This window comes from Pantoea sp. UBA7232 (assembly GCF_002473195.1).
In the GTDB taxonomy this organism is placed as follows: Bacteria; Pseudomonadota; Gammaproteobacteria; order Enterobacterales; family Enterobacteriaceae; genus Pantoea; species Pantoea eucrina.
Genome location: NZ_DKTK01000018.1, coordinates 505,998 through 532,519, shown reverse-complemented (window position 1 = coordinate 532,519; position 26,522 = coordinate 505,998). Strand labels below are relative to the sequence as shown.

The window sequence follows — 26,522 nt, the reverse complement described above, 5'->3', positions numbered from 1 at the left end:
GCATGTTCCCCTGTAGGGGCGCCATTAATGGCGCCCGGGTTTCGTGTGCGTTGTTTTCCCGGGGCGCATTAATGCGCCCCCTACGAAATTCGGGTGGTTGCTGGCTCTGTGACGGCTTTGCGGCGGCGTAATTTATCCATCAGCAGATAGACCACCGGCGTGGTGTAGAGCGTCAGCAGCTGGCTTACCACCAGGCCGCCGGCGATGGTGATGCCCAGCGGCTGCCGCAGTTCAGCACCGTCGCCGCTGGTCAGCACCAGCGGCAGGGCACCAAACAGCGCGGCCAGCGTGGTCATCAGAATCGGGCGAAAACGCAGCTGACACGCCTGGAAAATCGCCTCGCGCGGGCTCAGCTGCTGCTGTCGTTCCGCCTCCAGCGCAAAGTCGACCATCATGATGGCGTTCTTTTTCACAATCCCTATCAGCAGCAAAATGCCAATCAGCGCAATCAGGCTGAACGGCGTATCAAACAGTTTAAGCGCCAGCAGCGCGCCGGTTCCGGCCGACGGCAGCGTCGACAGAATCGTGAGCGGATGCACATAGCTCTCATACAGAATGCCCAGCACGATATAGACCGCTGCGATGGCTGCCAGCATCAGCCAGAGCTGGCTGGACTGCGACTGCTGAAACACCTGCGCGGTACCGGCAAAGCTGCCGCGCACGCTGGAGGGCACCCCCAGCACCGTCATGGCGCGATCGATCGCCGCGGAGGCCTGCGACAGAGAGACGCCTTCCGGCAAATTAAACGAAATGGTTGTCGCTGCAGAAAGCCCCTCATGGTTGACGGAGAGCGGTGCGTTAGCGGGCTGCCAGTGGGCAAAACCGCTCAGCGGAATCGCTTTGCCGTCGCTGCTGACCACAAACATCTGGTCGAGCGCGCTGATATCCTGGGTATAGCGCGGATCTACCTCCATCACCACTTTGTACTGATTCAGCGGCTGATAAATGGTTGAGATCTGACGCTGGCCAAAGGCGTTGTTCAGCAGATCGTTGGCGGCTGAAACGTCTATGCCGAGGCGCGCCATGCTTTCACGATCGTAGGTGATGGCCATTTCGCTGCCTTTATCCTGCTGGTCGGAGTTAACGTCAGTGAGCTGCGGCAGGGCAGAGAAGGCCTTACGGATTTTGGGTTCCCACTCACGCAGATCGGCAAGGTTATCCGACAGCAGGCTGTACTGATAGCTGGCGTTCGACTCCCGTCCGCCGACGCGAATATCCTGTACGGCGTTGAGATAGAGGCTGGCCCCCGGCTCCTTAGCCAGTTTGGTGCGCAGGCGGGCGATCACCTGCTGGGCGCTTTCGCTGCGCTCAGAGAGAGGCTTCAGCGCCACAAACATCAGGCCGCTGTTGGTGCCGAGGCCGCCGGTAAAGCCGGTGACATTATCCACCGCCGGATCCATTTTGATGATATTCATAAAATCTTCCAGCTTGCCGCGCATCGCCTGAAACGAGATGCTCTGATCGGCAGACAGAAAACCGCTCAGGCGACCGGTATCCTGTTCCGGCATAAAGGTTTTGGGTATCGTAATAAACAGCCAGACGGTCATTGCTACCGTGCCGCCCAGCAGCAGCAGTACCCAGATGGCGTGGCGTAACACCCAGCGCAGCGAGCGGGCATAGCCATCCTGCGTCCGCTGCAGCAGCCGGCTGAACAGCCCGGGCGCGGCAGGCTGTGCCGGTTGCGGCTTCAGCAGATACGCGCACATCATCGGCGTCAGCGTGACGGAGATAAACAGCGAGATCAGAATCGCCACCGACAGCGTAATGGCAAATTCCGAAAAGAAGCGTCCGATAATGCCGCCAATCATCAGCAGCGGCAGAAACACCGCAATCAGCGACAGGCTCATCGACAGCACGGTAAAGCCCACTTCGCGGACGCCGGTCAGCGCCGCCTGCAGCGGCTTCATGCCAGCCTCAACGTGGCGGGCGATATTCTCCAGCACCACAATCGCATCATCCACCACAAACCCGGTGGCGATGGTTAGCGCCATCAGCGACAGGTTGTTAAGACTGAAGCCGCACAGATACATGGCAGCAAAGGTGCCAATCAGTGAGACCGGCACCGCCGCAGCAGGAATGAGCGTGGCCCGGCCGTCGCGCAGGAACAGAAACACCACCAGAATCACCAGCACCACGGCAATCACCAGCGACTGCTCGACTTCATGCAGCGAAGCGCGGATAGTCGGTGAGCGATCCTGGGCAATCTGCAGATCGATCGCCGCCGGAATGAAATCGTGCAGCACCGGCAGCTCAGCGCGAATGCGATCCACGGTATCGATAATATTGGCGTCCGGCGACTTACGGATCACCAGCAGCACCGCCGGCTTGCCGTTGGTCATCCCGGCGTTACGCACATCCTGCACCGAATCCTGCACGCTGGCGACATCGCTAAGGCGGACCGCCGCACCGTTGTTATAGTGCACCACCAGTGGCTGATAGGCGCTGGCGCTCTGCAGTTCATCATTGGTACGCAGCTGCCAGCGCTGCTGGCGATCGTCGATTGCGCCCTGCGGTCGCCGCTGGTTAGCGTTGCTGATGGCGCTGCGTACCGCATCCAGCGACACGCCCTGATTAAACAGCGCCTGCGGATTGAGATCGACGCGCACGGCGGGCAGCGAACTGCCGCCTACCGTGACGTCGCCGACGCCCTCAATCTGCGACAGTTTTTGCGCCAGCTGCGTCGAAGCGTAATCATAGAGCTGACCCGGATTATAGTCGTCCGAGGTCACCGTCAGGATCATAATCGGCGCATCCGAGGGGTTCGCTTTTCGATAAGAAGGCCGGCTCGGCATGCCCGACGGCAGCAGGCTCTGCGCCGCATTAATCGCGGCCTGCACATCGCGCGCGGCACCGTTAATATCGCGGTCAAAATCAAACACCAGAATGATGCGCGTGCTGCCCAGTGAGTTCGTCGAGGTCATTTCACTGACGCCGGCAATGCGCCCCAGCGAGCGCTCCAGCGGCGTGGCCACCGAGGCGGCCATGGTTTCCGGTGAGGCACCCGGCAGCGAGGCCGAAATCATAATCACCGGAAAATCGAGCTGCGGTAGCGGGGCGACCGGCAGCAGACGAAAACCAAGCATCCCCGCCAGCGCAATCGCCAGCGTCAGCAGGATGGTGGCGACCGGGCGGTGAATGAAGAGGGCAAAAAACTTCACGACTGCGCCTCCGGACGACCGAAGCGCCTGCGGGTAGCGTGCGCCAGGCGATCAAACAGCAGATAGATGACCGGCGTGGTAAACAGCGTCAGGATCTGGCTGAGGATCAGGCCGCCCACCATGGCGATGCCGAGCGGATGGCGCAGCTCAGCGCCGACGCCGGTGCTGAGCATCAGCGGCAGCGCGCCCAGCAGCGCCGCCAGCGTGGTCATCAGGATCGGGCGAAAGCGCAGCAGGCAGGCCTGATAGATAGCGTCACGCGGCGCCATGCCCTGTTCACGCTCCGCCGCCAGCGCAAAGTCAATCATCATAATGGCGTTTTTCTTCACAATACCGATCAGCAAAATGATGCCGATAATGGCGATGATATCGAGCTCGTTGCCGCTCAGCATCAGCGCCAGCAGCGCGCCGACGCCCGCGGTGGGCAGGGTAGAGAGAATGGTAATCGGATGAATAAAACTCTCATACAGCACGCCAAGAACGATATACATTGCGACCACGGCCGCCACAATCAGCCAGACGGTGCTGCTCAGCGCGGCTTCAAACGCCAGCGTACTGCCCTGGAACTGCGTGACGATATCCGCCGGCATACCCAGCGCCCCTTCTGCGGCGGTAATGGCCTGCAGCGCTTCCTCAAGTGAATAGCCATCGGCCACGTCAAAAGAGAAGGTTGCGGACGGGAACTGATCGAGATGATTAATACTGAGAGCGGTATGCCGCTCCTCTGTGCTGGCGATAGCGCTGAGCGGTACGCTGCCGCCGTCGCTGCTTTTAAGCCGGATCCCCTCCAGGCTCGCCAGTCCCGGCGTCTGCGCATTATGCTGCTCCAGCACCACGCGATACTGGTTTGCCTGCGTGTAAATCGTTGAGATCAGCCGCTGACCAAACGCGTTATACAGCGCGTTATCGACGTCAGCCATGGTGATCCCGAGCCGGCTGGCGCTGTCGCGATCGACGCGCACATACGCTTCCAGCCCCTGATCCTGCCAGTCGCTGCTGACGTTGCGCAGCTGCGGTGCCTTTTCCAGCTGGCCGATCAGCGTCGGGACCCAGCTGCTCAGGGCGTCAAGCGAGCCAGACTGCAGCGTAAACTGATAGGGGGTACGGCTGCTCTGCGTCTCAATGGTGAGATCCTGCACCGGCTGCAGCCAGAGCGAGACGCCCGGGATCTGCGCCACCGCCTGCTGCAGCCGCGCCTGCACCACCGGAATGCGGTCGTCGCGCTCATCCAGCGGCTTGAGGTTGATCTGCAGCCGGGCGCTGTTAAGCGCAGGATTGGTGCCATCCACCCCGACAAAAGAGGTCAGGCTTTCAACCGCCGGATCCTTCATCACCACGGAGGCGACATCGCGCGTGCGCTGCGCCATGCTGGCGTAAGAGACCGACTGCGGCGCCTGCAGGGTGCCCTGAATAATGCCGTTATCCTGCTGCGGGAAGAAGCCTTTCGGGATCGCCACCCACAGCAGCACTGTCATCAGCAGCGTGCCGAGCGCCACGCTGAGCGTCAGCCACGGATGCTGCAGCACGCGCGTCAGTCCACGTCCGTAACCGGCAATGACCCGCTCAAACAGCGCCTCGCTGGCGCGTGAGAAGCGGTTCTGCCGGCGCAGCGACTCCGCGCTCAGCATGCGCGCGCACATCATCGGCGTCAGCGTCAGCGACACCACGGCTGAGATCAGAATGGCGATAGCCAGCGTGACGGCGAACTCGCGAAACAGCCGGCCAATCACATCGCCCATAAACAGCAGCGGGATCAGCACCGCAATCAGCGAAAAGGTGAGCGAGATAATGGTAAAACCGATCTCTCCCGCCCCTTTCAGCGCGGCGGTGAGCGGCTTCTCGCCTTTCTCGATATAGCGTGAAATATTCTCGATCACTACAATGGCGTCATCCACCACAAAGCCGGTGGCGATAGTCAGCGCCATCAGCGTGAGGTTGTTGATCGAGAAGCCCATAAAATAGATGGCGGCAAACGTACCAATCAGCGAAAGCGGTACCGCCACGGCAGGAATGATCGTAGCCGGTACGTTGCGCAGAAACAGGTAGATGATCATGACCACGAGCGCCATGGCCAGCATCAGCTCATGCTGCGTATCAGATACCGAGGCGCGAATATTGGTCGTGCGATCGGTCAGCAGTTTCATGTCGACCGATTTGGGCAGCGTGGCGGTAAGCGATGGCAGCAGCGCCCGGATATTATCAGCGGTGTCGATAATATTGGCGCCGGGCTGACGCTGGACGTTCAGCACAATCGCCTGCTGGCGGTTAGCCCAGGCGCCCAGCCAGCTGTTCTCTGCGCCCGATTCAATGGTCGCAACGTCGCCCAGTCGTACCGGCGCGCCGTTGCTGTAGCTGATAATCAGGCGACGGTAATCCTCAGCCGATGTCATCTGATCGTTTGCTGACAGCGTGATAGAGCGCGCCGGACCATCAAGGCTGCCTTTCGCTGAGTTGACGTTGGCGTTGCTGATAGCCGTGCGCACATCTTCGCTGGTCAGTCCTAACGCTGCCAGCGCCTGCGCATTCATTTTGACCCGCACCGCCGGACGCTGTCCACCGGAAAGGGTAACCAGGCCTACGCCGGAGACCTGCGCAATCTTCTGCGCCACGCGCGTTTCCACCATATCCTGCACCTGCGTCAGCGGCAGGCTGGTCGTGGTGACCGCCAGCGTCATGATAGGCGGATCGGCCGGGTTGACTTTGCTGTAGGCGGGCGGATTGGGCAGATCGCCAGGCAGCAGGTTAGTGGCGGAGTTAATCGCCGCCTGAACCTCCTGCTCCGCCACATCCAGCGCCAGCGACAGCTGAAACTGCAGCGTGATCACCGAGGCGCCGCCGGAACTTTGCGACGCCATCTGTTTTAGCCCGGACATCTGGCCAAACTGGCGTTCCAGCGGTGCGGTAATCGACGAGGTGACCACATCCGGACTGGCTCCGGGATAGAGCGTGACAACCTGAATAGTGGGGTAGTCCACTTCCGGCAGGGCGGAGACCGGCAGAAAGCGGTAGCCAAGCAGGCCAGCCAGCAGAATCGCAATCATCAGCAGCGTGGTGGCGACCGGGCGTAAAATGAACTGACGTGACGGACCGCCGCCAGCGTCAGGAGGCAGCACCTGCATTATTGACGCTCTCCCCGGGCTGGCTGCGCGGCACGCGTGGTCTCTGTTGCCGTACTCTGTGGCGCCACGACGTCAACCGTTGCGCCGTCAGTGAGGCGATCGATGCCGTCGGTGATGACCCGCTCGCCCGCTTCCAGTCCGGCACTGATCACCACTTTCTGGCTATCCTGCAGGCCGGCGGTGACGCGTTTCTTGCTGACCTTGTTTTCGCTGTTAACTACCCAGACAAAGTGGCCCTCATTGCTCATCTGCAGCGCGGCGGCCGGAATAGTCACGGCGTTCTGCAGCGTATCCGCTTTCAGACGTGCGTTAACAAACTGGTTGGGAAACAGGGTGTCATCTTCATTGCTGAAGCGTGCTTTCAGCTTAATGGTGCCGGTAGTGGTGTCGATCTGGTTGTCCAGGCTCAGCAGCGTGCCCTGCGTCAGCAGCGTGGTGTTGCTGCGATCCCAGGCCTCCACCACCAGCGGCTGACCGCTTTTCTGCGCTTTCAGGATCTGGCTGATATAGCTCTCAGCCACGCTGAATACCACATCAATCGGATGCGTCTGGGTGATCACGACCAGGCCATCGGTGTCGCCGGTGGTAATGTAGTTGCCGATGTCGACCTTGCGTAACCCGATACGTCCGGCAATCGGCGCGGTGATGCGGCTGTAGGTCAGATTCAGCTGCGCGCTCGCGACGTTGCCCTCATCCGCTTTAATGGTGCCCAGCGTTTCGCTCACCAGCGCGCGCTGGGTGTCGAGATCCTGTTGCGATACCAGGGACGTTTTCGACAGCTTCTCATAGCGGCTGAGATCGCGGCGGGCATTCGCCAGCGTGGCCTGGTCCCGGGCCAGCTGGCCCTGCGCCTGCGTGAGAGCAACCTGATACGGGCGCGGATCGATCTCAGCCAGCAGCGTGCCGGCAGCCACCTGCTCGCCTTCTGTAAAGTGCAGCGCCATCAGCTGCCCCTCAACACGGCTGCGCACCGTAACCGTATTTGCAGCGGTGACGGTGCCGAGGCCGTTCAGATAGTAGGGCACGCTTTGCAGTTCAGCCGTTGCCGCCTGTACCGGCGCGGCTGGCCGGTTTGCTCCACCGCGCTTCTCTTTAGCCTGCGCCGGCTGTGCTGGCGTGGCGCGCGAGTGCCAGGCGTAATAACCGCCAGCCGCTACCGCCAGCGCGATAAGAATTAACAGACCTGTTTTGGTTCGACTCTTCATTACTCTGCGTGCTCTCCAGCCATGTCGCTTTCCTGATACGCCTGCCCGACATCCGGACAGCGCAAACGAAAATAAGTGTAGCCGCCTGCGCCGGGCGAAAATTGAAGGAATTAAGAATATCTGCTCAGCGCGGCGTAAAGGATTTCCCGGTTCTGACACTATTCTGGCATGAATAGACCCCGGTGCGACTTTTTCATTTGCTACGCTTAAAGACAAACCTATCTCGTTTAACCAGGGAGAGCGCAATGAAACAACCTGCAACCCGTCAGCTGGGCGACAGCGGTATTACCGTTCCGCGCCTGACTTTTGGTGGTAACGTTTTTGGCTGGACAGTCGATGAGAAGACCTCCTTTTCACTGCTGGATGCGCTGGTCGAAAATGGCCTGTTTTTTATCGATACCGCGGATGTCTATTCCCGCTGGGTGCCGGGCAATCAGGGAGGTGAATCGGAAGCGATCATCGGCAAATGGTTAAAGCAGAGCGGCAAACGCGATCGCATCGTGCTGGCGACTAAAGTCGGCATGGAGCTGTCGCCGGAAAAAACCGGGCTGAAGCCTGCGTATATCCGCCAGGCGATAGAGGATTCCCTGCGCCGGCTGCAGACAGACGTGATCGATCTCTATCAGGCGCATCGCGATGATGAGCAGACGCCGCTGGCAGATACCCTGAAAGCGTTTGATTCCCTGATCAAAGAGGGCAAGGTACGCGCTATCGGCGCCTCAAATTACTCCGCAGCGCGTCTGCAGGAGGCGCTGGATGTCAGCAGCAAAGAGGGGCTGGCGCGCTATGAAACGCTGCAGCCGGAATATAACCTTTACGATCGCGAAGGGTATGAGAACGGCCTGGAGCAGGTGGCGGTGAAAAACGGTCTTGGCGTGATCAACTACTACTCGCTGGCGAGCGGCTTTCTCAGCGGCAAATATAAAAAGCCGCAGGATGCGGGTAAAAGCCCGCGCGGTCAGGCGATAGTGGAAAAATATCTCAATGAGCGCGGCAGCCGCATTATTGAGGCGCTGGAGGATATCGCTGCCTCGCACGATGCGTCAGCCACGCAGGTGGCGCTGGCGTGGCAGATTGCGCGTCCCAGCATTACCGCGCCGATTGTCAGCGCAACATCGCTGGCGCAGCTGGATGAGCTGGTAAAAGCCACCCAGCTGGAGCTGAGCAAACAGGAAATTGAGGAGCTGGCGCGCGCCAGCCACCTCTGATCCCGCCCGGGGTGCTGCGGCACCCCGTATATTGATACAGAGCAATCAATAGTCACTGTCACACTTTAAATGTTTAAATCTTAGATCTTCATCACAAATGCGCTAATCCACTGACTGAGCAGGCGTAAATCCACACGAAATTGCAAAACCCTGCTGCTGCCCGGCACTATCCTCTGCGCGGTTTTCCTTATAACTTTGCAGAAGATAACAACGATGAAAACAATTTTTGCTTTGCACCCGCTGCCGCAGCTGGCTGCGGGCACGCTGATGCTGGCTATGTTCAGCTCTGCCGCCGTCGCGGCAGATGCGTTCAGCTACGATTCGCCCTGGATGCTGGGCGACTGGAACGGTAGCCGCACGCAGCTGGAGAGTACCGGCGTGAAGTTTGACGTAAATTACACCATGGAGAGCGCCGCTAATCTCGGCGGCGGAGCGGACAGCCACACCTCAATGCGCTACAGCGATCAGTGGGCGTTTGGCGCGAATTTCGATCTGCAAAAGCTGCTCGACTGGCAGGATGCGCAGTTCCAGGTCACCGTCACTAATCGCGACGGGCGCAACATCTCCGATCAGGTAGCCGATCGCCGCACCGGCATGCTCTCCTCCGTGCAGGAGGTCTATGGCCGCGGCCAGACGTGGCGTCTGACACAGTTCTGGCTGAGCAAGGGGCTGTTTGACAACCGGGTTAATCTCAAGGCCGGACGGGTCACCGTGGGAGAAGATTTTGACAGCCTCGACAGCAGGTTTCAGAACCTTGCCTTTGGCAGCGGTCAGGCAGGCAACTGGCGCGGCGACCGCTGGTTTAACTGGCCGGTTTCACAGTGGGGCGGACGCCTGAAAGCGAATATCACGCCCGAACTCTTCTTCCAGGTCGGCTTTTACAACCAGAATCGCGCCAACTACGATCGCGGCGACGGTTTCCGCCTGGATACCCGTCATTCAGAAGGCAATCTGGTGCCGGTCGAGCTGGGCTGGAAACCGACCCTGGGCGCAGCGGGGCTGCCGGGCAACTATCGACTCGGCTATTACTACTCATCCGTAAACGGGGATAATTACGGCAGCTGGCGGGATGGGGGCTATCAGCGTCAGGATCACGCTTATGGCGGCTACCTGCTGCTGCAGCAGCAGCTGACCGCGCAGGGCGGAGACGCCAGCCGCGGACTGGGGGTAACGGTGCAGGCGGTCATGAACGATCGTAAGACGTCGAAAACCGATAATTATCAGTCCATCAGTTTTACCTGGAAGGGGCCGCTTGATGCGCGTCCGCAGGATGAAATCGGTATTGGTGCCGCGCGTATTCACGTTAACAGCGCCTACAGCCGCGCCCTGCGCCAGCAGAACGCAGCCAGTGGTGAAACGCGCTTTGACAGCCCGGCTTATCTGCCGCTGCAGGCGGGATCGGAATACAACTATGAGATTTACTACAATGCGCAGCTGGCGAAGTGGCTGCAGCTGCGGCCTAACCTGCAGTATGTCGTGGCGCCGGGCGCGGTCGGAGAGGTGAAAGATGCCTTTGTCGGCGGCATCTCAGCCAATATCAACTTCTGACGGGCAGGGAGGAGGCGCAGGCTGCGCCTCCTGTTACGATCCGCTAGCGGAACATCACCTCTGCCCAGCGCGCCAGTCCGGCGGTCACCGAACCAAAGTCGTCGCCGCCGGCAATCGGGGTATCGGGCAGCGCCTGCTGCAGCGCCGCACGCAGCAGCGGCGAGCGTGCGCTGCCGCCAGTAAGATAGATCACGTCCGGTCGGGTCTCGCTGGTGGTCAGCGCCAGCTGTACCTGCTCCAGCATCCGCTCCAGCGGCTGGCTGATCGCCTCTTCCAGCTGCGCCGCGCTGATTTCTGCCTGCAGCGACTGCGCAATAAACGCCAGCGACGCATCCGTTTCCGCCTGCGCTGAGAGCGCAATTTTGCTCTCTTCAGCCGCGCGCACCAGTCGGTAGCTTAGCTTCTGCTGCCATACTTTGAGCAGATGCGCCACGCGGTTTCCCTCTTCTGCATCGCGCACCAGATCCTGCAGCAGCTTGCCGCAGGCGGCGGAGTAGAACTCGCTCTGTGCCGGAACGTCGTTAATTGCGACAGCGTTCCACCACGGCAGGGCGGGGAGCGCCGTGCCCTTGCGGGTGCTGCCGCCCAGACCCAGCAGCGGCATCAGCGTTTTAAACGCCAGCATGATATCGAGATCGTTACCGCCGACGCGGCAGCCGCTGTGCCCCAGCAGGCTGGCGTGGCGGTCAGCTTTCTGGCGCCACTCCGGCCCCATCAGCAGCATGGAGCAGTCGGTGGTGCCGCCGCCGATATCGACCACCAGCACGCGCGTCTCTTTGTCCAGCGTGGCTTCAAAGTCCAGCCCGGCGGCCACCGGCTCAAACTGAAACTCAACGTCACGAAAGCCGGCGCGCTGTGCCGCACGCAGCAGGATCCCCTGCGCCTGCTGGTTGGCATCGTCACCGCCCAGCCCCTGAAAGTTGACCGGGCGACCGATAACCGCCTGGTTGATCTGCTGCCCGAGCTGCGCTTCACCCTGCTGGCGGATATGCAGCATCATGGCGCACACCAGATCTTCAAAAAATGCGATCTGCTGCGGCTTCAGGCCAGAGGCGCCCAAAAAGGATTTCGGTGATTTGACGAACCAGACATCTTCCGGCTCTGTCATATATTGCTGCAGCGCGGTCAGGCCAAACTGCACGCTGCCAGGGGTTATCTCGATATCTTCTTCGCGGTTGTAGCGCAGCGCGCGCTGCAGCAGGGCGGTGTTTTCGCTCGCGGGCGTGGGCACCTGATGGTGGCGATGCAGCCATTCGCTGATCGCCTCGCGCACCGGGGCGCAGATCATCGAGGGCAGCAGCGGCTGGTCATTTTCCAGCGCCAGCATCCGCGGCGTGCCGTTATCGCTTACTGCAATAGCGCAGTTCGCTGTGCCGTAGTCAAAACCGATATACATCTTATGCCCCATGCCAGAAAAAAAGGGGGCGACTTTAGCGCAGGCTGGTCATGCTGGCAATATGCAGTGCTTCATCTCTCCGCATCCTGATAAACCTGATACTGACCGCGCCCGGCATGTTTAGCGCTGTAGCAGGCGACATCGGCCTGCGACATCACCATATTGCTGAGGCAGTTGCGCGCATCAATCTGCGTGATGCCGGCGCTGGCACCCACCTGGTAAGGATGCGTTTTCCAGTAAAATGTATAGTTATTGACGACATTCACGATGCCCTGCACCAGATCGCGGATCTGATCGACCTCGCAGTGCGGCAGCAGGATGCCAAACTCATCGCCGCCGAGGCGCGCCAGCATATCGCTGCTGCGCAGCTGCTGCTGCATCAGCACCGCCAGCTCGCGCAGCAGCGCGTCCCCCGCCGCATGGCCGGCGGTATCGTTGACCGCTTTAAATTTATCCAGGTCGATAAACACCAGCACATGCGGCGTGCCGGTGACGGCCGCATCATTCACCAGCCGTTTCAGCCGATCTTCAAAGCTGGGCCGGTTAGGCAGCTGCGTCAGCATGTCGTGTGACGCGCTATAGCTCAGACGCTTCATGATCTGGCGCGATTCGCTGACATCCTGAATGACCATCACCACCCCAATAGTGCTGCCGGCCAGGGTTTTTAGCGGCGTAATACTGTAGTGGATCTCTATCTGCGCGCCTGCCAGCGTATGCAGCACCAGTCCCTCATCCAGCGCCGGAGAGATTTTTTCATCCGGCAGCGTGCAAAGCAGCAGATTGTCGATGCGCGGGCCGTCAGCGCCGCGCGTGATATTCAGCAGCTCGCCAAGCGGCGTGCCGGCCGCCTGCTCCTGCGGCCAGCCACTCAGGCTTTCAGCAACCGGGTTCATAAAGGTCACGCACATCTCATCGTCGGTGCTGATCACCGCTTCGCCAATCGAATCCAGGGTGATCGCCATACGCTCTTTTTCCTGGAACAGCGCGTCATTAAGGGTACGCAGTGAGGTAATATCCTGGCAGATCCCGAGCATGCGCTCGATCTGTCCATCCTGGCTCAGGATACGGTTCGCTTCTGAGCGAATAAACTGTACGCCGTGCGGCAGGTTGAGACGATACTCAAGATGAAAGGCCGAGCGGCGCTCAATCGCCTGCTGCACAACCAGCGCCAGGCTTTCGCGCTCGGCAGGATCGACCAGGTGCAGCCAGAGGTCATAAGTGGGTTTCTGCTGTGGATCCAGCGCAAACAGCTCATACATGCGTTTGTCCCAGAGCATCTCCCCGGTTTTCAGGTTCCACTCCCAGACGCCGATGCCACCCGCTTCATTGGCCAGCGTAATACGCTCCATCAGCTGGCGGTTGCGCTGCTCGCTCTGCCGCAGCTCGGAGATATCGACAATCTGCGCGATAAAATAGAGCGGCTGCTGCTGCGCGTCGCGCACCATAGAGACGGTCAGACGCGACCAGACGATCTCGCCATCTTTGCGGAAATAGCGCTTTTCAAAGGTATAGGACATCAGGTCGCCCGCCAGCAGACGCTCCATCAGCTGCAGATCGCTGTGCAGATCGTCCGGATGGGTGATCTCCTGGAAGGTCAGCTGCGTCAGTTCATAGGCGCGATAACCCAGCGTACGGCAAAGTGACTGGTTCACCTGCTGCCACTTTCCGTTGGTGCCGACCAGCGCCATACCGATAGCAGAGTACTCCATCGCATTGCGGAAGCGCGCTTCACTCTCGGTGATATGGTTTTTCTCGCGCCGGAAGGCGTCCATGATCAGCGCCATGACATGGCTGGGCAGCAGCACCAGCAGAAAGGGCAGCCAGGCAGAGACCAGACCGGGCGAAGCGCCACTCTGTACCGGGTTGACCCAGTCCAGCGCCAGCAGCAGCGAAATGAAACTGGCATTAATAAAGCAGAGCAGGAACGCTTCAAATTTTGGCAGCCGGACCGCACACCAGAACAGGATCACCACGATAAAGGTAAACGGCCACGGCAGAAAGCGCAGGGAGAGATAGCTGGCGAGCAGGGTAACCAGCAGCGTCAGCAGGGTCTCCAGCTGGCGGCCCGGCGCGATCAGTTCACGCAGCGGCTTAGCGGGCCACAGCAGTACCACCGGACCAAACGCCAGCACGCCGATCACTTCCGAAATCACCCAGGTGGAGAAGAAGGGAAGCAGCGCCTGCTTATCCACCTGCAGCAGCCAGAGCGCAATCAGCCCGCCCAGCAGGGGAGCCAGCAGGCCGGCGCAGAGCGCAAAGCGGATCCAGTCGGGCAGGGCGTTCAGCGGCGCGCGGCGGTTCAGCAGCAGACGCAGCATGCCGCCGGCCAGCAGCGCCTGTATCAGATTCAGAAGGGCAAATTTAGCATTGCTGAGCGCGGGACCAATAACCAGCAGATTTGCCAGCGCGGTGCCCGCGACGCAGCCCGCCAGCAGCAGCGGAATATGTTTTAGCGGCGCGCGGAAAACGACGCCGGTCATCAGCGCCGTTGAGTACCACAGCGGCGAAATACGACCGCTGACCACAATCAGCTCCAGACAAAACAGCGTAAGCAGAAAAGCCAGTATGCTCAGCGTAACGGCAGTCAGCCAGCGGCCTGGCGATTTATCCTGCGCGGTGACTATCTCAACAATCATGTACCAGTCCAGCAGCGCGCAACCCGGTATGGGGAAAATACGCCAGTCAGTTTCTGCTCTGCATGCTAGCACATTCAGACAGGATCTTTACGCTGAATTGGCTTAAGTCATGGCGCTGTTAGCGAAAAAGGTCGGCACGCTTAAACGGTTTTTCCAGTCCGGCGAGCTTGACCGACAGACGCTCCAGGAACTGCTGCGTGGTGGCGACGCGCCCGTGACCCATCAGCAGCAGCGGCACCAGGAAGGCGACGCCAACCTGCAGGGCGCTAAAGCCTTTCAATACCGTGCGGCGCTGGCTGATGAGAAACGCGCTGCTCAGGGTAAAACCGAGCAGCAGGCCCGCCAGCACTTCACTGACGGAGTGCGCATGAATAACCAGGCGGGAGAAACCCACCATCAGCGGGATCGCATACCCGATGGCGATCGTCACGGCGCGCCAGAAAGTGGACCAGCGCCCGGAGATCAGCCACATCATTACCGGCCAGAGCGTGGAGGACATCGCGCTGTGGCCGCTGAAGCCGGTGAAGTTAAAGCGTGCGCTGCCGATGCCAAAGCCAAGAAACATAATTTTAGACAGGCTGACCAGCAGCCCGGCGAGACCAAACGCCAGCAGCCAGTACCAGACGGTACGCTGGCTGCTGCTTTTCCACGGCAGCACCAGGGCGATGATCACCGCGGTGGGGATCAGCAGCATGCTGTCGCCAAAATAGGTCAGTGTTCTCCAGCTCATATTTTTCCTTGCAGGGCTAACGGGCGACCCGCACAAACCGGGCGCGGGCAGCCCGACAGTCTATCGGTTCAGCGGCTGCCTGCCAAAAGGAGATTTTCTGAAAAAGGGTGCCGCCGCATTTACTCTGGCGTCAAACCGGCGAAATACCTATAATTGCCGCCACCAAACCCTCTCATTTGGCCCGTTGCTGCTTCGGCAGAGGCGTGCTCCCAGTTATCAGGTCTCAAAAAAGTATGACTGACAAGTCCCATCAGTGCGTGATCGTTGGCATCGCAGGTGCATCTGCATCCGGAAAAAGCCTTATTGCCAGCACGCTCTTTCGTGAAATCCGTGACCAGGTCGGTGACGAGCATATCGGTGTGATCCCCGAAGATGCCTACTATAAAGATCAAAGCCACCTCACCATGGAAGAGAGGGTAAAAACCAACTATGACCATCCGAGCGCGATGGATCACGATCTGCTGCTGCAGCATCTGCGTGCGATCAAGTCAGGACAGGATATCGATCTGCCGGTTTACAGCTACGTTGAACATACCCGCACCAGCGAAAGCATTCATCTGAAGCCAAAAAAAGTGATTATCCTTGAGGGCATTCTGCTGCTCACTGACGCGCGCCTGCGTCAGGAGATGAACTTCTCTATTTTTGTCGACACCCCGCTGGATATCTGTCTGATGCGCCGCATGAAGCGCGACGTGAATGAACGCGGTCGCTCTATGGATTCCGTCATGAATCAGTATCAGAAAACGGTCCGTCCGATGTTCCTGCAGTTTATCGAGCCTTCCAAACAGTACGCCGACATTATTGTGCCGCGCGGCGGTAAGAACCGTATCGCTATCGATATTCTCAAAGCGAAAATTAATCAGTATCTTTAATACGCTGTTTCGGCATGGATCGAATGCGTCAGGGCTGTCACCGTGCTGGCGGCCTTTCGCTACACTTTAATTAGGGAGTTACTGCGATGAGATTATGCGATCGCGATATTGAAGCCTGGCTTGACAGCGGCAAGCTGGCCATTGAGCCGCGTCCGCCGGTGGAACGCATTAACGGCGCCACGGTAGATGTGCGGCTGGGTAACGGGTTTCGTACCTTCAGCGGCCATACTGCCGCCTTTATCGATCTGAGCGGACCCAAGCAGGCGGTAAGCGCCGCGCTGGATCGGGTAATGAGTGACGAGATTGTGTTACCGGATGGCGAAGCGTTTTTCCTGCATCCGGGTGAGCTGGCGCTGGCGGTGACGCTGGAGTCGGTGACCATTCCGGACGATCTGGTTGGCTGGCTGGATGGACGTTCTTCCCTGGCACGACTAGGGTTAATGGTTCACGTTACGGCACACCGCATCGATCCGGGCTGGCAGGGGCGTATCGTGCTGGAGTTTTACAACTCCGGCAAGCTGCCGCTGGCGCTGCGTCCCGGTATGCTGATTGGAGCGCTGAGCTTTGAACCGCTGTCGGGCCCGGCCGCACGTCCCTATAACCGGCGTGAAGATGCAAAATATCGCGGTCAGCAGGGTGCTGACGCCAGCCGTATCGATAAAGATTAATCGCTGTACCCGCGCCCGGGCAGGGCTGACGAGGCGCGGATCATCACATTGAGGATGCAATGAGAAGATTGATAACCACGCTGGCCATCCTGTTAGTGGTAGTGGTGGCAGGGATGGCCGCACTGGTACTACTGGTTAACCCCAACGACTTTCGCGCCTACATGGTAAAACAGGTAGAGCAGCGCAGTGGTTATCAGCTGGTCACGGGCAGCGATTTGCGCTGGCACGTCTGGCCTCAGCTCAGCATTCTTTCCGGACGTATGAGCCTCACCGCACCCGGTGCCAGCCAGCCGCTGGTGACCGCCGAAAATATGCGGCTGGACGTCGACCTCTGGCCGCTGCTCACGCATCAGCTCAGCGTCAGTCAGGTAATGCTGAAAAACGCGATTATCCGCGCCACGCCGGATAGTGCGCCGCAGAAGCCTGGCGGCGCTCCCATCGGCCCTGGCGACAGCGAGCCGGCATTAGCTGCCTCACAGAGCTGGAGCCTGGCCATTGCGAAACTGCGCGTGGCTGACAGCCTGCTTATCTGGCAGCAGCCGGGCGGGGAAGAGTACAACTTCCGCAATCTTAATCTGAGCCTGGATCAGGACAGCCGCAAACAGAACCACATTGAGCTGAGCACGCGCCTGTCGCGTAACCAGCGCAACCTCAGCGTTGCCCTGCAGGGCGAGATGGATGTCTCACGCTATCCGCATCAGGTCAGCGGCAAGCTGGCGCAGCTTGATTATGCGCTGGATGGCGCGAACCTGCCGGTACAGGGCATTAAAGGCGCGCTGAGCGGAAAAGCGATATGGAACGCCGATAAACAGCAGTTCTCGCTGGCCGATATGCAGCTTACCGCCAATGACAGTACGCTGCAGGGCAGCGCGGAAGGACGTATTGCGATGCCGCAGCAGCTGCGCCTGGCGCTGCATGCAACCTCGCTAAACATCGATAACCTCGCCGTCAGTACGCCGGTCAGCAGCGGCAGCGGGACCGTGCAGGCCGCGCCGGTGCAGCCGCCGGTCATTGCGGAACCGGTACTGCGCAATAACGCCGATTCACCGCTTAATACGCTCGATCTGCAGCTTGCCCTGAAGGCGGACCAGAGCCAGTGGCGCGGGCTGACGCTCAGTAACCTGCAGATCGACGCCAGCAACCAGCAGGGGCTGATGACGCTTAGCCGGTTACAGGGCCGGCTGGGTGACGGTCATTTCTCGCTGCCGGGTCAGATTGATATCCGGCAGCCGGTTACCCGGGCTGCGTTTCAGCCTGAACTGGAGAATATTGCGATTGCCCCTCTGCTGAAAGCGCTGGCGCTGCCCGCTGCGCTTGAGGGGACGCTATCGCTGCAGGGTAAGGTGAGTGGAGCCGGGCTGAGTGTAGAAGAGGCGAAGCAGAACTGGCAGGGCAGTGCCGATCTGGAGGCCACCAATCTGCAGCTCACGCAGCTTAATCTGCAACAGATGGTACGCCGGGCCGTTGCGCGCGCCAGTAGTGAGGTCACCAACGATCAGCCTGATAGCCAGGGCATACAGCAGCTGGCGGGCCATATCAGCCTGCAGCAGGGAAAAGTAGCGTTTACCGATCTGCAGGGCGGCAGCAGCCAGCTGGCACTTCAGACGCGCGGAACCGTTGACGTTGTGCAACAGCAGCTGGATGTCACCATCAATATGATGCTGCGCGGCTGGAAAGGGGACGAGCGTCTGGCAAAAGTCCTGAATCAGCAGCCCATTCCGCTCCGTATGTATGGTCGCTGGGACAAACTGCAATATTCGCTGCCGATAGATGATGTTGTGCGCCAGCAGCTGCAGAGCGAAGCGAAATCGCGTCTTAATCAGTGGCTCGATCGCCATCCGTCAGGGGCGCATTAATACGGCAGGTGCGCGTTAACCACCAGGGGCGCATCAACACGGTTGGGTCGCATAAACACGCCAGGGGCGCCTTAATGCGCCCCCTACGGTTTTGTAGGGGCGTCGTTTACGGCGCCCGAATGCCGGGTTGCGGATTCACCAGGGGCGCATTAATGCGTCCCCTGCGTTTACAGGGACGCTGCTACGGCGCTTCTGATAAAGGATGCGGCATAATTTCCACTTTCTGCACCCGATGATTCTCCACCTGCAGCGCGCGCAGCAGGTAATCTCCTATCCGCAGCTCTTCACCCTCTTCGGGGACATGCTGCAGCGTGTCCATCAGCAGGCCGGCCAGCGTGTGATAATCGCGTTTATCATTTACCGGCAGCGCGACATAGAGCGCCAGATCGTCCAGCGGCATATGCCCGTTTGCGATCCAGCCTCCCTGCGGGCCGGGTTCAATATCGTAGCGCGCATCCAGCTCCTCTCCTTCATTAGGCAGATTACCGGCGATCGTCTCCATCACGTCGCTCAGCGTCACCACGCCTTCGACGGAGCCAAACTCATCGACAATAAAGGCAAAATGCGTGCGCGCCTGGCGAAACTGCTCCAGCGCCTGCAGCAGCGTTACCCGTTCCGGAAACACCAGCGGCTGACGGATCAGCGCGCGCAGGTCAAGGGAATCACTGTGCAGCGACTGATGCAGCAGATCGATAACGTGCACCACCCCCAGCGGATCGCGGCCATTTTCCGTCACCAGAATACGCGTGTGCTGATTGCGATCGAGCTTCGCCATAATCTCTTCAGGCGCTTCACTTAAATCAACCGATTCCACATCGTGCCGGGAGGTCATAATGGTGTTGATCTGCCGCTGCGCCAGCCCCAGCACCCGGGCGATCATCAGCCGCTCCTGACGATTAAACAGAGCGCCTTCATCGCTGTGGCTCAGCAGCGAGGCCGTATCCGCATCCAGTTCAGCACGCTGCGCCTCTCCGCGCAGAATGCGCAGGACCGCTTCGGCCGTGCGCTGGCGTAGCGGACGGCCGGCTGACAAAAAGCGGCGGCGATTAAAGCTCGCCAGCTGATTGAGCATTTCAATCAGAATAGAGAAACCGATAGCGGCGTAGAGATACCCTTTGGGAATAACAAAGCCAAACCCCTCTGCAACCAGGCTGAAGCCAATCATCAGCAGAAAGCTCAGGCAGAGGATCACAATCGTGGGATGACTATTCACAAAACGCGTCAGCGGCTTGCTGGCGAGCAGCATAAGCAGAATAGCGATGGTGACCGCGGCCATCATTACCGGCAGCTCATTGACCATGCCCACTGCTGTGATGACTGCGTCGAGGGAGAAAATGGCATCCAGCACCACGATCTGCGCCACCACCGGCCAGAATTTAGCGCCGTTCTTATTTTGACCACCCTCATCGTCACCCCCTTCGAGTCGCGCATTTAGCTCAGTGGTCGCTTTATAGAGCAGGAAAATACCGCCCAGCAGCAGCAGCAGATCGCGTGCGCTGAAGCTATGCTGCCAGAGGGTGAGCAGAGGCTGTGTCAGCGTGACCAGCCATGAAAGCGAGGCCAGCAGCCCGAGGCGGGTCAGCAGCGCCAGCATCAGGCCAATCACGCGCGCCCGGTCGCGCAGCAGCGGCGGCAGCTTTTCGACCAGAATGGCAATAAACACCAGGTTATCAATGCCCAGCACCAGCTCCAGAATGATTAGCGTTACTAATCCCGCCCAGAGCGACGGATCAAAGATCCACTCCCACATACTCATGTCACCGTAATGTCTCAAAATGGGTTTAATCTGATGATAGTGAATGGCCGGAAACAGGGCAAAACCCTGCCGACCCTGCTGGTATAAGGTTATACGTGTCAATCGGGAAAATGTTCAGAGTGCAGCAGGCAAAATAAGCAAAATGTATGGATTAAGAATGCAGGAGGAGGGGCGTCGCGCACAATTAATTGTTATGCCAGGTGGTGAGGTTTGCCGCGTACATTTTACCAATCGTATATCCGAATAATTCTGAATTTTCACCGCTGATTGCGCGGCAGATGTGGCGTCATTACTAATGGCTGGTAGTCTTTTTCCTAAAATAGCACAGGGGGCACGGGCCCTACTTGTAAACAAGCCAGTAATAACTAGTATAGCAACGTGTCAGTAAATGTCTGCGCCAATCTGGTTAATAGCGCAGGGTAATGCATTTTAAAGTTGTGAATTGTGAACCTGCACGATCCTGCCAGGAGTTATCCTGGAAAAATGGTTAAAAAAGCGCAAAACAGGATGAGCAGGCGGTATTGGCAGCGACAGCCAGGGGCGGTAGCGTGCCTGAACCGGCTTAAACAGGAAATGAACTGTCTGGTGTAGCGGCAATGGAACTCAGACTAATCCGTTGGTATTTATCACAATTTTCTGGCGAAAAGCAATAGAGAATTGACCTAAATACCGGGGAGTTCGCCGCAGTTTGCTCAACAGGCTCCGACTGAGTATCGCTCATTTATTACACAGGCCTGTAGCGTTAGGGATTAGGGAAATAAAATAAAAGAGTTAAATATGCGCGATAACGAATTTACATATAAAAGTCTTCTGACCAAATTTTTACTGGCGTGCTCAGATTTAATTTGTTTTAACGCGGCGTTGTTTATTGCACTCGCCCTGATTAATTCATTATCTGACTCGCCACTGGCTGATATCTCTGAAAAAGATCTCAATTTAAAAATTGCTACTCACATCTGTCTGTCAATTATCTGTACGGGCTGGTTCTGGGTTCGTCTGCGCCATTACACTTACCGCAAACCTTTCTGGTTTGAGCTGAAAGAGATATTTCGTACCGTGTTTATTTTCTCGGTTATCGATTTGTCTATTTCTGCATTATCGCAGTGGCAGATGTCGCGTTTTGTCTGGGTACTCACCTGGATTCTGGCGCTGATCCTGATCCCGGTGGCGCGTGCCGTTTCCAAACGGGTACTGAACCATTTTGGTATGTGGAAAAAGCAGACCATCATCATTGGCAGCAGCCGTAACGCACAGGAAGCCTGGCAGGCGCTGCAGAGTGAAGAGGTGATGGGCTTTGACGTTATCGCCTTCTTTGATGTCGACGGCAGCTGTCCGCAGGCCAGCATTTCCGGCGTACCTGTGCTGCATAACGAAGCTGAGCTCTGGCAGTTAACCAACAGCGAAACGCAGTTTATCGTTGCGGTTGAGTCTGAGCAGAGTCAGCATCGCGATCTGTGGCTGAAAAACCTGGCTATGCACAATTGCCGTTCAGTCTCCGTTATTCCGACGCTGCGTGGTGTACCGCTCTATGGTACGGATATGGCCTATATCTTCAGCCACGAAGTGATGATTCTGCGTGTAAACAATAACCTGGCGAAGCGTACCTCGCGCTTCCTCAAGCGCGCGTTCGATATCGTTGGTGCGCTCGGTATTATCGTGGCGCTGTCGCCGGCGCTGCTGGTCCTCGGCTTTATGGTTGGCCGCGATGGCGGACCGCCGATTTACGGTCACGAACGCGTCGGTATGAACGGACGTAAGTTTAAATGCCTGAAGTTCCGCTCAATGGTGATTAACTCCAAAGAAGTGCTGGAGGAGGTGCTGCGCACCGATCCGGTTGCGCGAGCGGAGTGGGATAAAGATTTCAAACTGAAAAACGACCCGCGTATTACCAAAGTCGGCCATTTCATCCGTAAAACCAGTCTGGATGAGCTGCCGCAGCTGTGGAACGTGGTGCGTGGTGACATGAGCCTTGTCGGGCCGCGTCCGGTGATTGAAGATGAACTCTGCCGTTATGCCGGGGATGTAGATTACTACCTGATGGCGAAGCCAGGCATGACGGGATTGTGGCAGGTCAGCGGTCGTAACGACGTTGACTACGAAACACGCGTCTATTTCGACTCGTGGTATGTCAAAAACTGGTCGCTGTGGAATGACATCGCGATTCTGTTTAAGACAGTCGGCGTAGTGCTTAAGCGCGACGGCGCATATTGATAGACAGCGAAGGCGGGGGAGGGTATCTCTCTCGCTGAATAACTGCCGGTGCTGGGAGTCTTGTTATCTGAACACTGCCATTATCGAGCCTGATTAAAGCGGAGAGGTTGTTGAGCTGCACTATTCCGCTTTAATTGATGTCGTCCGGGGGCACGGTGACAACATAAAAACCAAGGGAGCAATGATAATGACCCACAGTTTCAGTGTTTAACCCGTTAAATTAAATTTTTGTAAGACGCTTACACAGCGGCGTTTTCGCCTCTATCAATCATTAACTGATAGCGAATAACCAGATGATAATGAAAACTAAATTGATACCTTTACTGGTATCCGCAACTTTTCTCTCCGGGTGCACCATTGAACCAGGTTCGCACCTTACGACCAGCGGAAAAGATGTCATTGAGCAACAGGATAGCAACTTTGACATCGATAAATACGTAAACGTCTTCCCGATGACTCCTCGTCTGGTTGAACAGATGCGTCCTAAGCCACTGGTTGCACAGGCTAACCCACAGCTGCAGAACGAGATTCAGAGCTACGAATACCGCATCGGCGTGGGCGACGTGCTGAATGTCACCGTCTGGGATCACCCGGAGCTGACGACCCCGGCCGGCCAGTATCGCAGCGCCAGCGACACCGGCAACTGGGTACAGGCTGACGGCACGATTTTCTATCCGTACATCGGCAAGGTACGCGTTGCGGGTCGCACCGTAACGGAAGTGCGTGCGGAGATTGCGCGTCGTCTGGCGCAGTACATTGAAAGCCCGCAGGTAGATGTCAACCTGGCGGCTTTCCGCTCGCAGAAAGCGTATATCACCGGGTCGGTGACCACTTCCGGTCAGCAGCCGATTACCAACGTGCCGCTTACCGTTCTGGATGCGGTCAACGCCGCGGGCGGCCTGGCCGCTGATGCTGACTGGCGCAACGTCGTGCTGACGCATAACGGCCGCGAGCAGCGTATTTCGCTGCAGGCGCTGATGCAAAATGGCGACCTCAGCCAGAACCATCTGCTCTATCCGGGCGACATTCTTTACGTTCCGCGTAATGACGACCTGAAAGTCTTTGTGATGGGTGAAGTGCGTCAGCAGGCTACGCTGAAGATGGATCGCAGCGGCATGACGCTGGCAGAAGCACTGGGCAACGCGCAGGGTATGGATCAGACCACCTCTGATGCAACCGGCGTGTTCGTTATCCGTCCGATTCGCGGCGCGAACCGCACCAAAATCGCCAACATCTATCAGTTGAATACCAAGGATGCGGCGTCAATGGTGATGGGTACGGAGTTCCAGCTGGAACCGTATGACATCGTCTACGTCACCGCGACACCGATTACCCGCTGGAACCGCGTTATCTCCGGACTGCTGCCGACCATCGTAGGTATCGACGATGCAAGCTCGTCAGCGCTGCGCTTCCGCAACTGGTCGAACTAAGGTTTTACCATGATTAAGTCAGTGTTAGTGGTCTGTGTGGGTAACATCTGCCGTTCGCCAACCGCCGAGCGGCTGCTGAAGCGTGCACTGCCGCAAACGCGCGTGGCCTCGGCGGGCCTGGGTGCCCTGGAAGGGTACCCGGCCGATAAGATGGCCAGTGAGGTTGCCGCTGAACATGGCCTCTCGCTCGACGGACATCAGGCGCAGCAGTTAACGGCAGAGATGTGCCGTGACTTCGACCTGATTCTGGTGATGGAGAAGCGCCACATTGAGCAGGTCAACCGCATCGATCCCGCCGCGCGCGGAAAAACGATGCTGCTGGGGCACTGGCTTAATCAACAGGAAATTGCGGACCCGTACCGAAAGAGCCGTGAGGCCTTCGACGCTGTGTACGGGTTACTGGACAACGCAACCCAGAAATGGGTCAACGTATTAAGCCGATAGTTGGGATTATCCATGAATATTAAAAACAAGGTCATGACCGCGCCAAAAGAAGATTCGAATGGATGGGATCTGGCGCATCTTGTGGGACAGCTGGTTGATCACCGCTGGATCATTGTTGCCGTTACCGCCTTCTTTATGCTGGTGGCAACGCTCTACACACTGTTTGCGACGCCAATCTATAGCGCAGACGCCATGGTTCAGGTTGAGCAGAAGAACACCGCTTCGGTGCTGAACGACCTGACCGACGTTCTGCCAGCCATGCCGGCATCCGATACCGAGATTCAGATCCTTGAATCCCGTATGGTTATCGGCAAAACCGTTCAGGACCTGGGCCTGGACAGCGTGGTGCAGCAGCACTACTTCCCGGTTATCGGTAAAGGCCTGTCGCGCCTGATGGGTAACAAGCCGGGTCAGATCGCTATCTCACGCCTGGAAATCCCGCGCAGCATCGATAAGCGTACCGTTGAGCTGGAAGTGACCGGTGCAGATACCTATACCGTGAGCAGCGACGGCGACGAGCTGTTCAAGGGCCGCGTGGGTCAGCTGGAGCAGCATGGCGAAGTCACTATGCTGGTCAGCGGTATTCAGGCGGATGAAGGCACGACCTTCAGCGTCACGAAACTGACCGACCTGCAGGCGATTAAAACCGTTCTGGGCGCGCTGACCGTAGCCGATAAAGGTAAAAGCACCGGCGTACTGGGCCTTGAGTATCGTGATGAAGATCCGGAGCAGGCGAGTCGTGTCCTGAACCAGATCGTCAACAACTACCTGCTGCAGAACGTTGAGCGTAAATCTGAACAGGCGGAAAAGAGCCTGCAGTTCCTGCGCAATCAGCTGCCTCAGGTGCGCGCCAAGCTGGATGATGCGGAGGATAAGCTGAACACCTTCCGTCGTCAGAACGCGTCAGTGGATATGTCACTGGAAGCCAAATCCGCTCTGGATACCTCTGTCAGCGTGCAGAGCCAGCTGAACGAGCTGACCTTCCGTGAAGCGGAAGTCTCGCAGCTGTTCACCAAAGATCACCCGACCTACCGCGCGCTGCTGGATAAACGCAAAACGCTGGAAGCGGAGCAGGCTCAGCTGAACAAGCGCATCTCCTCTATGCCGCAGACGCAGCAGGAGATCCTGCGACTGACGCGTGACGTACAGTCCGGTCAGGAGATCTACATGCAGCTGCTGAACCGTCAGCAGGAGCTGGGGATCAGCAAGGCGAGCACCGTAGGTGATGTGCGTATCATCGATAACGCTGAAACGGCCGGTAGCCCGGTTGCACCGAAGAAAACGCTGATTGTACTGGCTGGTCTGATTCTCGGTCTGGTGCTCTCGGTTGGTCTGGTGCTGCTGAAAGCGCTGTTCCATCACGGTATCGACAATCCTGAGCAGCTGGAAGAGCTGGGCATGAACGTCTACGCCAGCGTCCCGCTCTCTGAGTGGCAGCGCAAGAAAGATACCGAAGCCCTGGCGCGTCGTGGTCACAAAGAGAAGAGCGATCCGCACAATACGCTGCTGGCGCTGGGTAACCCGACTGACCTCTCCATCGAAGCGATTCGCAGCCTGCGTACCAGCCTGCACTTTGCGATGATGGAAGCGAAGAACAACATCCTGATGATCACCGGCGCCAGCCCGGGCATTGGTAAAACCTTTGTCTGTGCCAACCTGGCAACCCTGGTCGCCAAAGCGGGTCAGCGCGTACTGTTTATCGATGGTGATATGCGTCGCGGCTATACCCATGAGCTGCTGGGTGCGGATAACAAGCAGGGCCTCTCTAACGTCCTTTCCGGCAAGACTGAGTTCTCTCCGGCGATGATTCAGCGCGGCGTCTACGGCTTTGATTTCCTGCCACGCGGTCAGGTGCCACCTAACCCGTCTGAGCTGCTGATGCATCGTCGTATGGGTGAGCTGCTGGAGTGGGCGAGCAAGAACTATGATCTGGTGCTGATCGATACCCCACCAATTCTGGCGGTTACCGATGCATCCATCATTGGTAAGCTGGCTGGAACGTCGCTGATGGTTGCACGCTTTGAGACCAACACGACGAAAGAACTGGATGTCAGCTACAAGCGCTTTGCGCAGAACGGCATCGAGATCAAGGGCGTGATCCTCAACGCCGTGGTACGCAAAGCGTCAAACGCCTACGGTTATGGCTACGACTACTACAACTACGAATACGGCAAAGAAGCTAAAAGCTAAATAACACCTTCACGGGGCGGTTTATCCGCCCCGTTTTTATGGTGAAGAATAGCGGCTTACCGCAGGGCAGGGGCTTTTCAGCCTCACCCTCTTTT

General features: G+C 58.2%; 16 protein-coding genes. 9 read left to right on the top strand and 7 right to left on the bottom strand.

Translation table 11 applies throughout. The features are described 5' to 3' along the window. Nucleotides 1-80 precede the first annotated feature (80 nt). Genes mdtC through B4056_RS16985 form a run of 3 tightly spaced genes read right to left on the bottom strand, consistent with a single transcriptional unit; the run spans nt 81 to nt 7,482 of the window. Nucleotides 81-3,158: a multidrug efflux RND transporter permease subunit MdtC gene (gene mdtC / locus B4056_RS16995; RefSeq protein WP_039385407.1), complete on the bottom strand. Its 3,078-nt coding sequence runs from the start codon at nt 3,156-3,158 to the stop codon at nt 81-83. After that, complete coding sequence (locus B4056_RS16990; RefSeq protein ID WP_288655458.1) at nt 3,155-6,277, bottom strand: MdtB/MuxB family multidrug efflux RND transporter permease subunit; 3,123 nt, start codon at nt 6,275-6,277, stop codon at nt 3,155-3,157. Before B4056_RS16990 ends, mdtC begins: the two co-directional genes overlap by 4 nt. Further along, the gene (locus B4056_RS16985; protein ID WP_094111744.1) at nt 6,277-7,482 is read right to left on the bottom strand and encodes an MdtA/MuxA family multidrug efflux RND transporter periplasmic adaptor subunit; all 1,206 of its coding nucleotides are present in this window, start codon (nt 7,480-7,482) and stop codon (nt 6,277-6,279) included. The genes B4056_RS16990 and B4056_RS16985 overlap by 1 nt, the downstream gene beginning before the upstream one ends. Nucleotides 7,483-7,727: 245 nt before the next feature. On the opposite strand from B4056_RS16985, the gene B4056_RS16980 reads away from it, so the two are divergent. Both B4056_RS16980 and B4056_RS16975 read left to right on the top strand, forming a co-directional pair. After that, the gene (locus B4056_RS16980) at nt 7,728-8,690 is read left to right on the top strand and encodes an aldo/keto reductase (RefSeq protein ID WP_039385402.1); all 963 of its coding nucleotides are present in this window, start codon (nt 7,728-7,730) and stop codon (nt 8,688-8,690) included. Between the two features lie 213 nt (nt 8,691-8,903). Then, a complete protein-coding gene (locus B4056_RS16975; protein ID WP_288655456.1) occupies nt 8,904-10,238 on the top strand; it encodes a carbohydrate porin in 1,335 nt (444 codons plus the stop codon). Nucleotides 10,239-10,281: 43 nt separating this feature from the next. On the opposite strand, the gene yegD is transcribed toward B4056_RS16975, so the two are convergent. The 3 genes from yegD to B4056_RS16960 form a co-directional block, all read right to left on the bottom strand. Continuing rightward, on the bottom strand, nt 10,282-11,634 hold the full coding sequence (gene yegD, locus B4056_RS16970) for a molecular chaperone (RefSeq protein ID WP_288655453.1): 1,353 nt from the start codon (nt 11,632-11,634) through the stop codon (nt 10,282-10,284). Nucleotides 11,635-11,705: 71 nt separating this feature from the next. Beyond that, entirely contained in the window at nt 11,706-14,270 is a 2,565-nt protein-coding gene (locus tag B4056_RS16965; protein WP_288655450.1) for a diguanylate cyclase, read from the bottom strand. Nucleotides 14,271-14,388: 118 nt separating this feature from the next. Then, complete coding sequence (locus B4056_RS16960) at nt 14,389-15,000, bottom strand: phosphatase PAP2 family protein (protein ID WP_039385398.1); 612 nt, start codon at nt 14,998-15,000, stop codon at nt 14,389-14,391. 233 nt (nt 15,001-15,233) lie between these two features. On the opposite strand from B4056_RS16960, the gene udk reads away from it, so the two are divergent. The 3 genes from udk (at nt 15,234) to asmA (ending at nt 18,396) form a co-directional block, all read left to right on the top strand. Further along, nucleotides 15,234-15,872 carry a uridine kinase gene (gene udk / locus B4056_RS16955; RefSeq protein WP_039385396.1) on the top strand — a complete coding sequence of 213 codons (639 nt, stop codon included), beginning with the start codon at nt 15,234-15,236 and terminating at the stop codon, nt 15,870-15,872. An 86-nt stretch (nt 15,873-15,958) separates the two neighbouring features. After that, nucleotides 15,959-16,540 carry a dCTP deaminase gene (gene dcd, locus B4056_RS16950; RefSeq protein ID WP_039385394.1) on the top strand — a complete coding sequence of 194 codons (582 nt, stop codon included), beginning with the start codon at nt 15,959-15,961 and terminating at the stop codon, nt 16,538-16,540. 59 nt (nt 16,541-16,599) lie between these two features. Next, complete coding sequence (gene asmA / locus B4056_RS16945) at nt 16,600-18,396, top strand: outer membrane assembly protein AsmA (protein ID WP_288655447.1); 1,797 nt, start codon at nt 16,600-16,602, stop codon at nt 18,394-18,396. A gap of 181 nt (nt 18,397-18,577) precedes the next feature. Here asmA and B4056_RS16940 read toward each other — a convergent pair whose 3' ends face one another. Beyond that, on the bottom strand, nt 18,578-20,146 hold the full coding sequence (locus tag B4056_RS16940; protein ID WP_094111748.1) for a TerC family protein: 1,569 nt from the start codon (nt 20,144-20,146) through the stop codon (nt 18,578-18,580). 783 nt (nt 20,147-20,929) lie between these two features. Here B4056_RS16940 and wbaP point away from each other — a divergent pair. The 4 genes from wbaP (at nt 20,930) to wzc (ending at nt 26,427) form a co-directional block, all read left to right on the top strand. Beyond that, on the top strand, nt 20,930-22,363 hold the full coding sequence (gene wbaP, locus B4056_RS16935) for an undecaprenyl-phosphate galactose phosphotransferase WbaP (RefSeq protein WP_039385388.1): 1,434 nt from the start codon (nt 20,930-20,932) through the stop codon (nt 22,361-22,363). A 299-nt stretch (nt 22,364-22,662) separates the two neighbouring features. After that, nucleotides 22,663-23,793, top strand: a complete 1,131-nt coding sequence (locus tag B4056_RS16930) for a polysaccharide export protein (protein WP_175540437.1) — start codon at nt 22,663-22,665, stop codon at nt 23,791-23,793. 9 nt (nt 23,794-23,802) lie between these two features. Further along, entirely contained in the window at nt 23,803-24,237 is a 435-nt protein-coding gene (locus B4056_RS16925; protein ID WP_039385385.1) for a protein-tyrosine-phosphatase, read from the top strand. A gap of 12 nt (nt 24,238-24,249) precedes the next feature. Beyond that, nucleotides 24,250-26,427: a tyrosine-protein kinase Wzc gene (gene wzc / locus B4056_RS16920; protein ID WP_039385383.1), complete on the top strand. Its 2,178-nt coding sequence runs from the start codon at nt 24,250-24,252 to the stop codon at nt 26,425-26,427. The last annotated feature ends 95 nt before the right edge of the window (nt 26,428-26,522 follow it).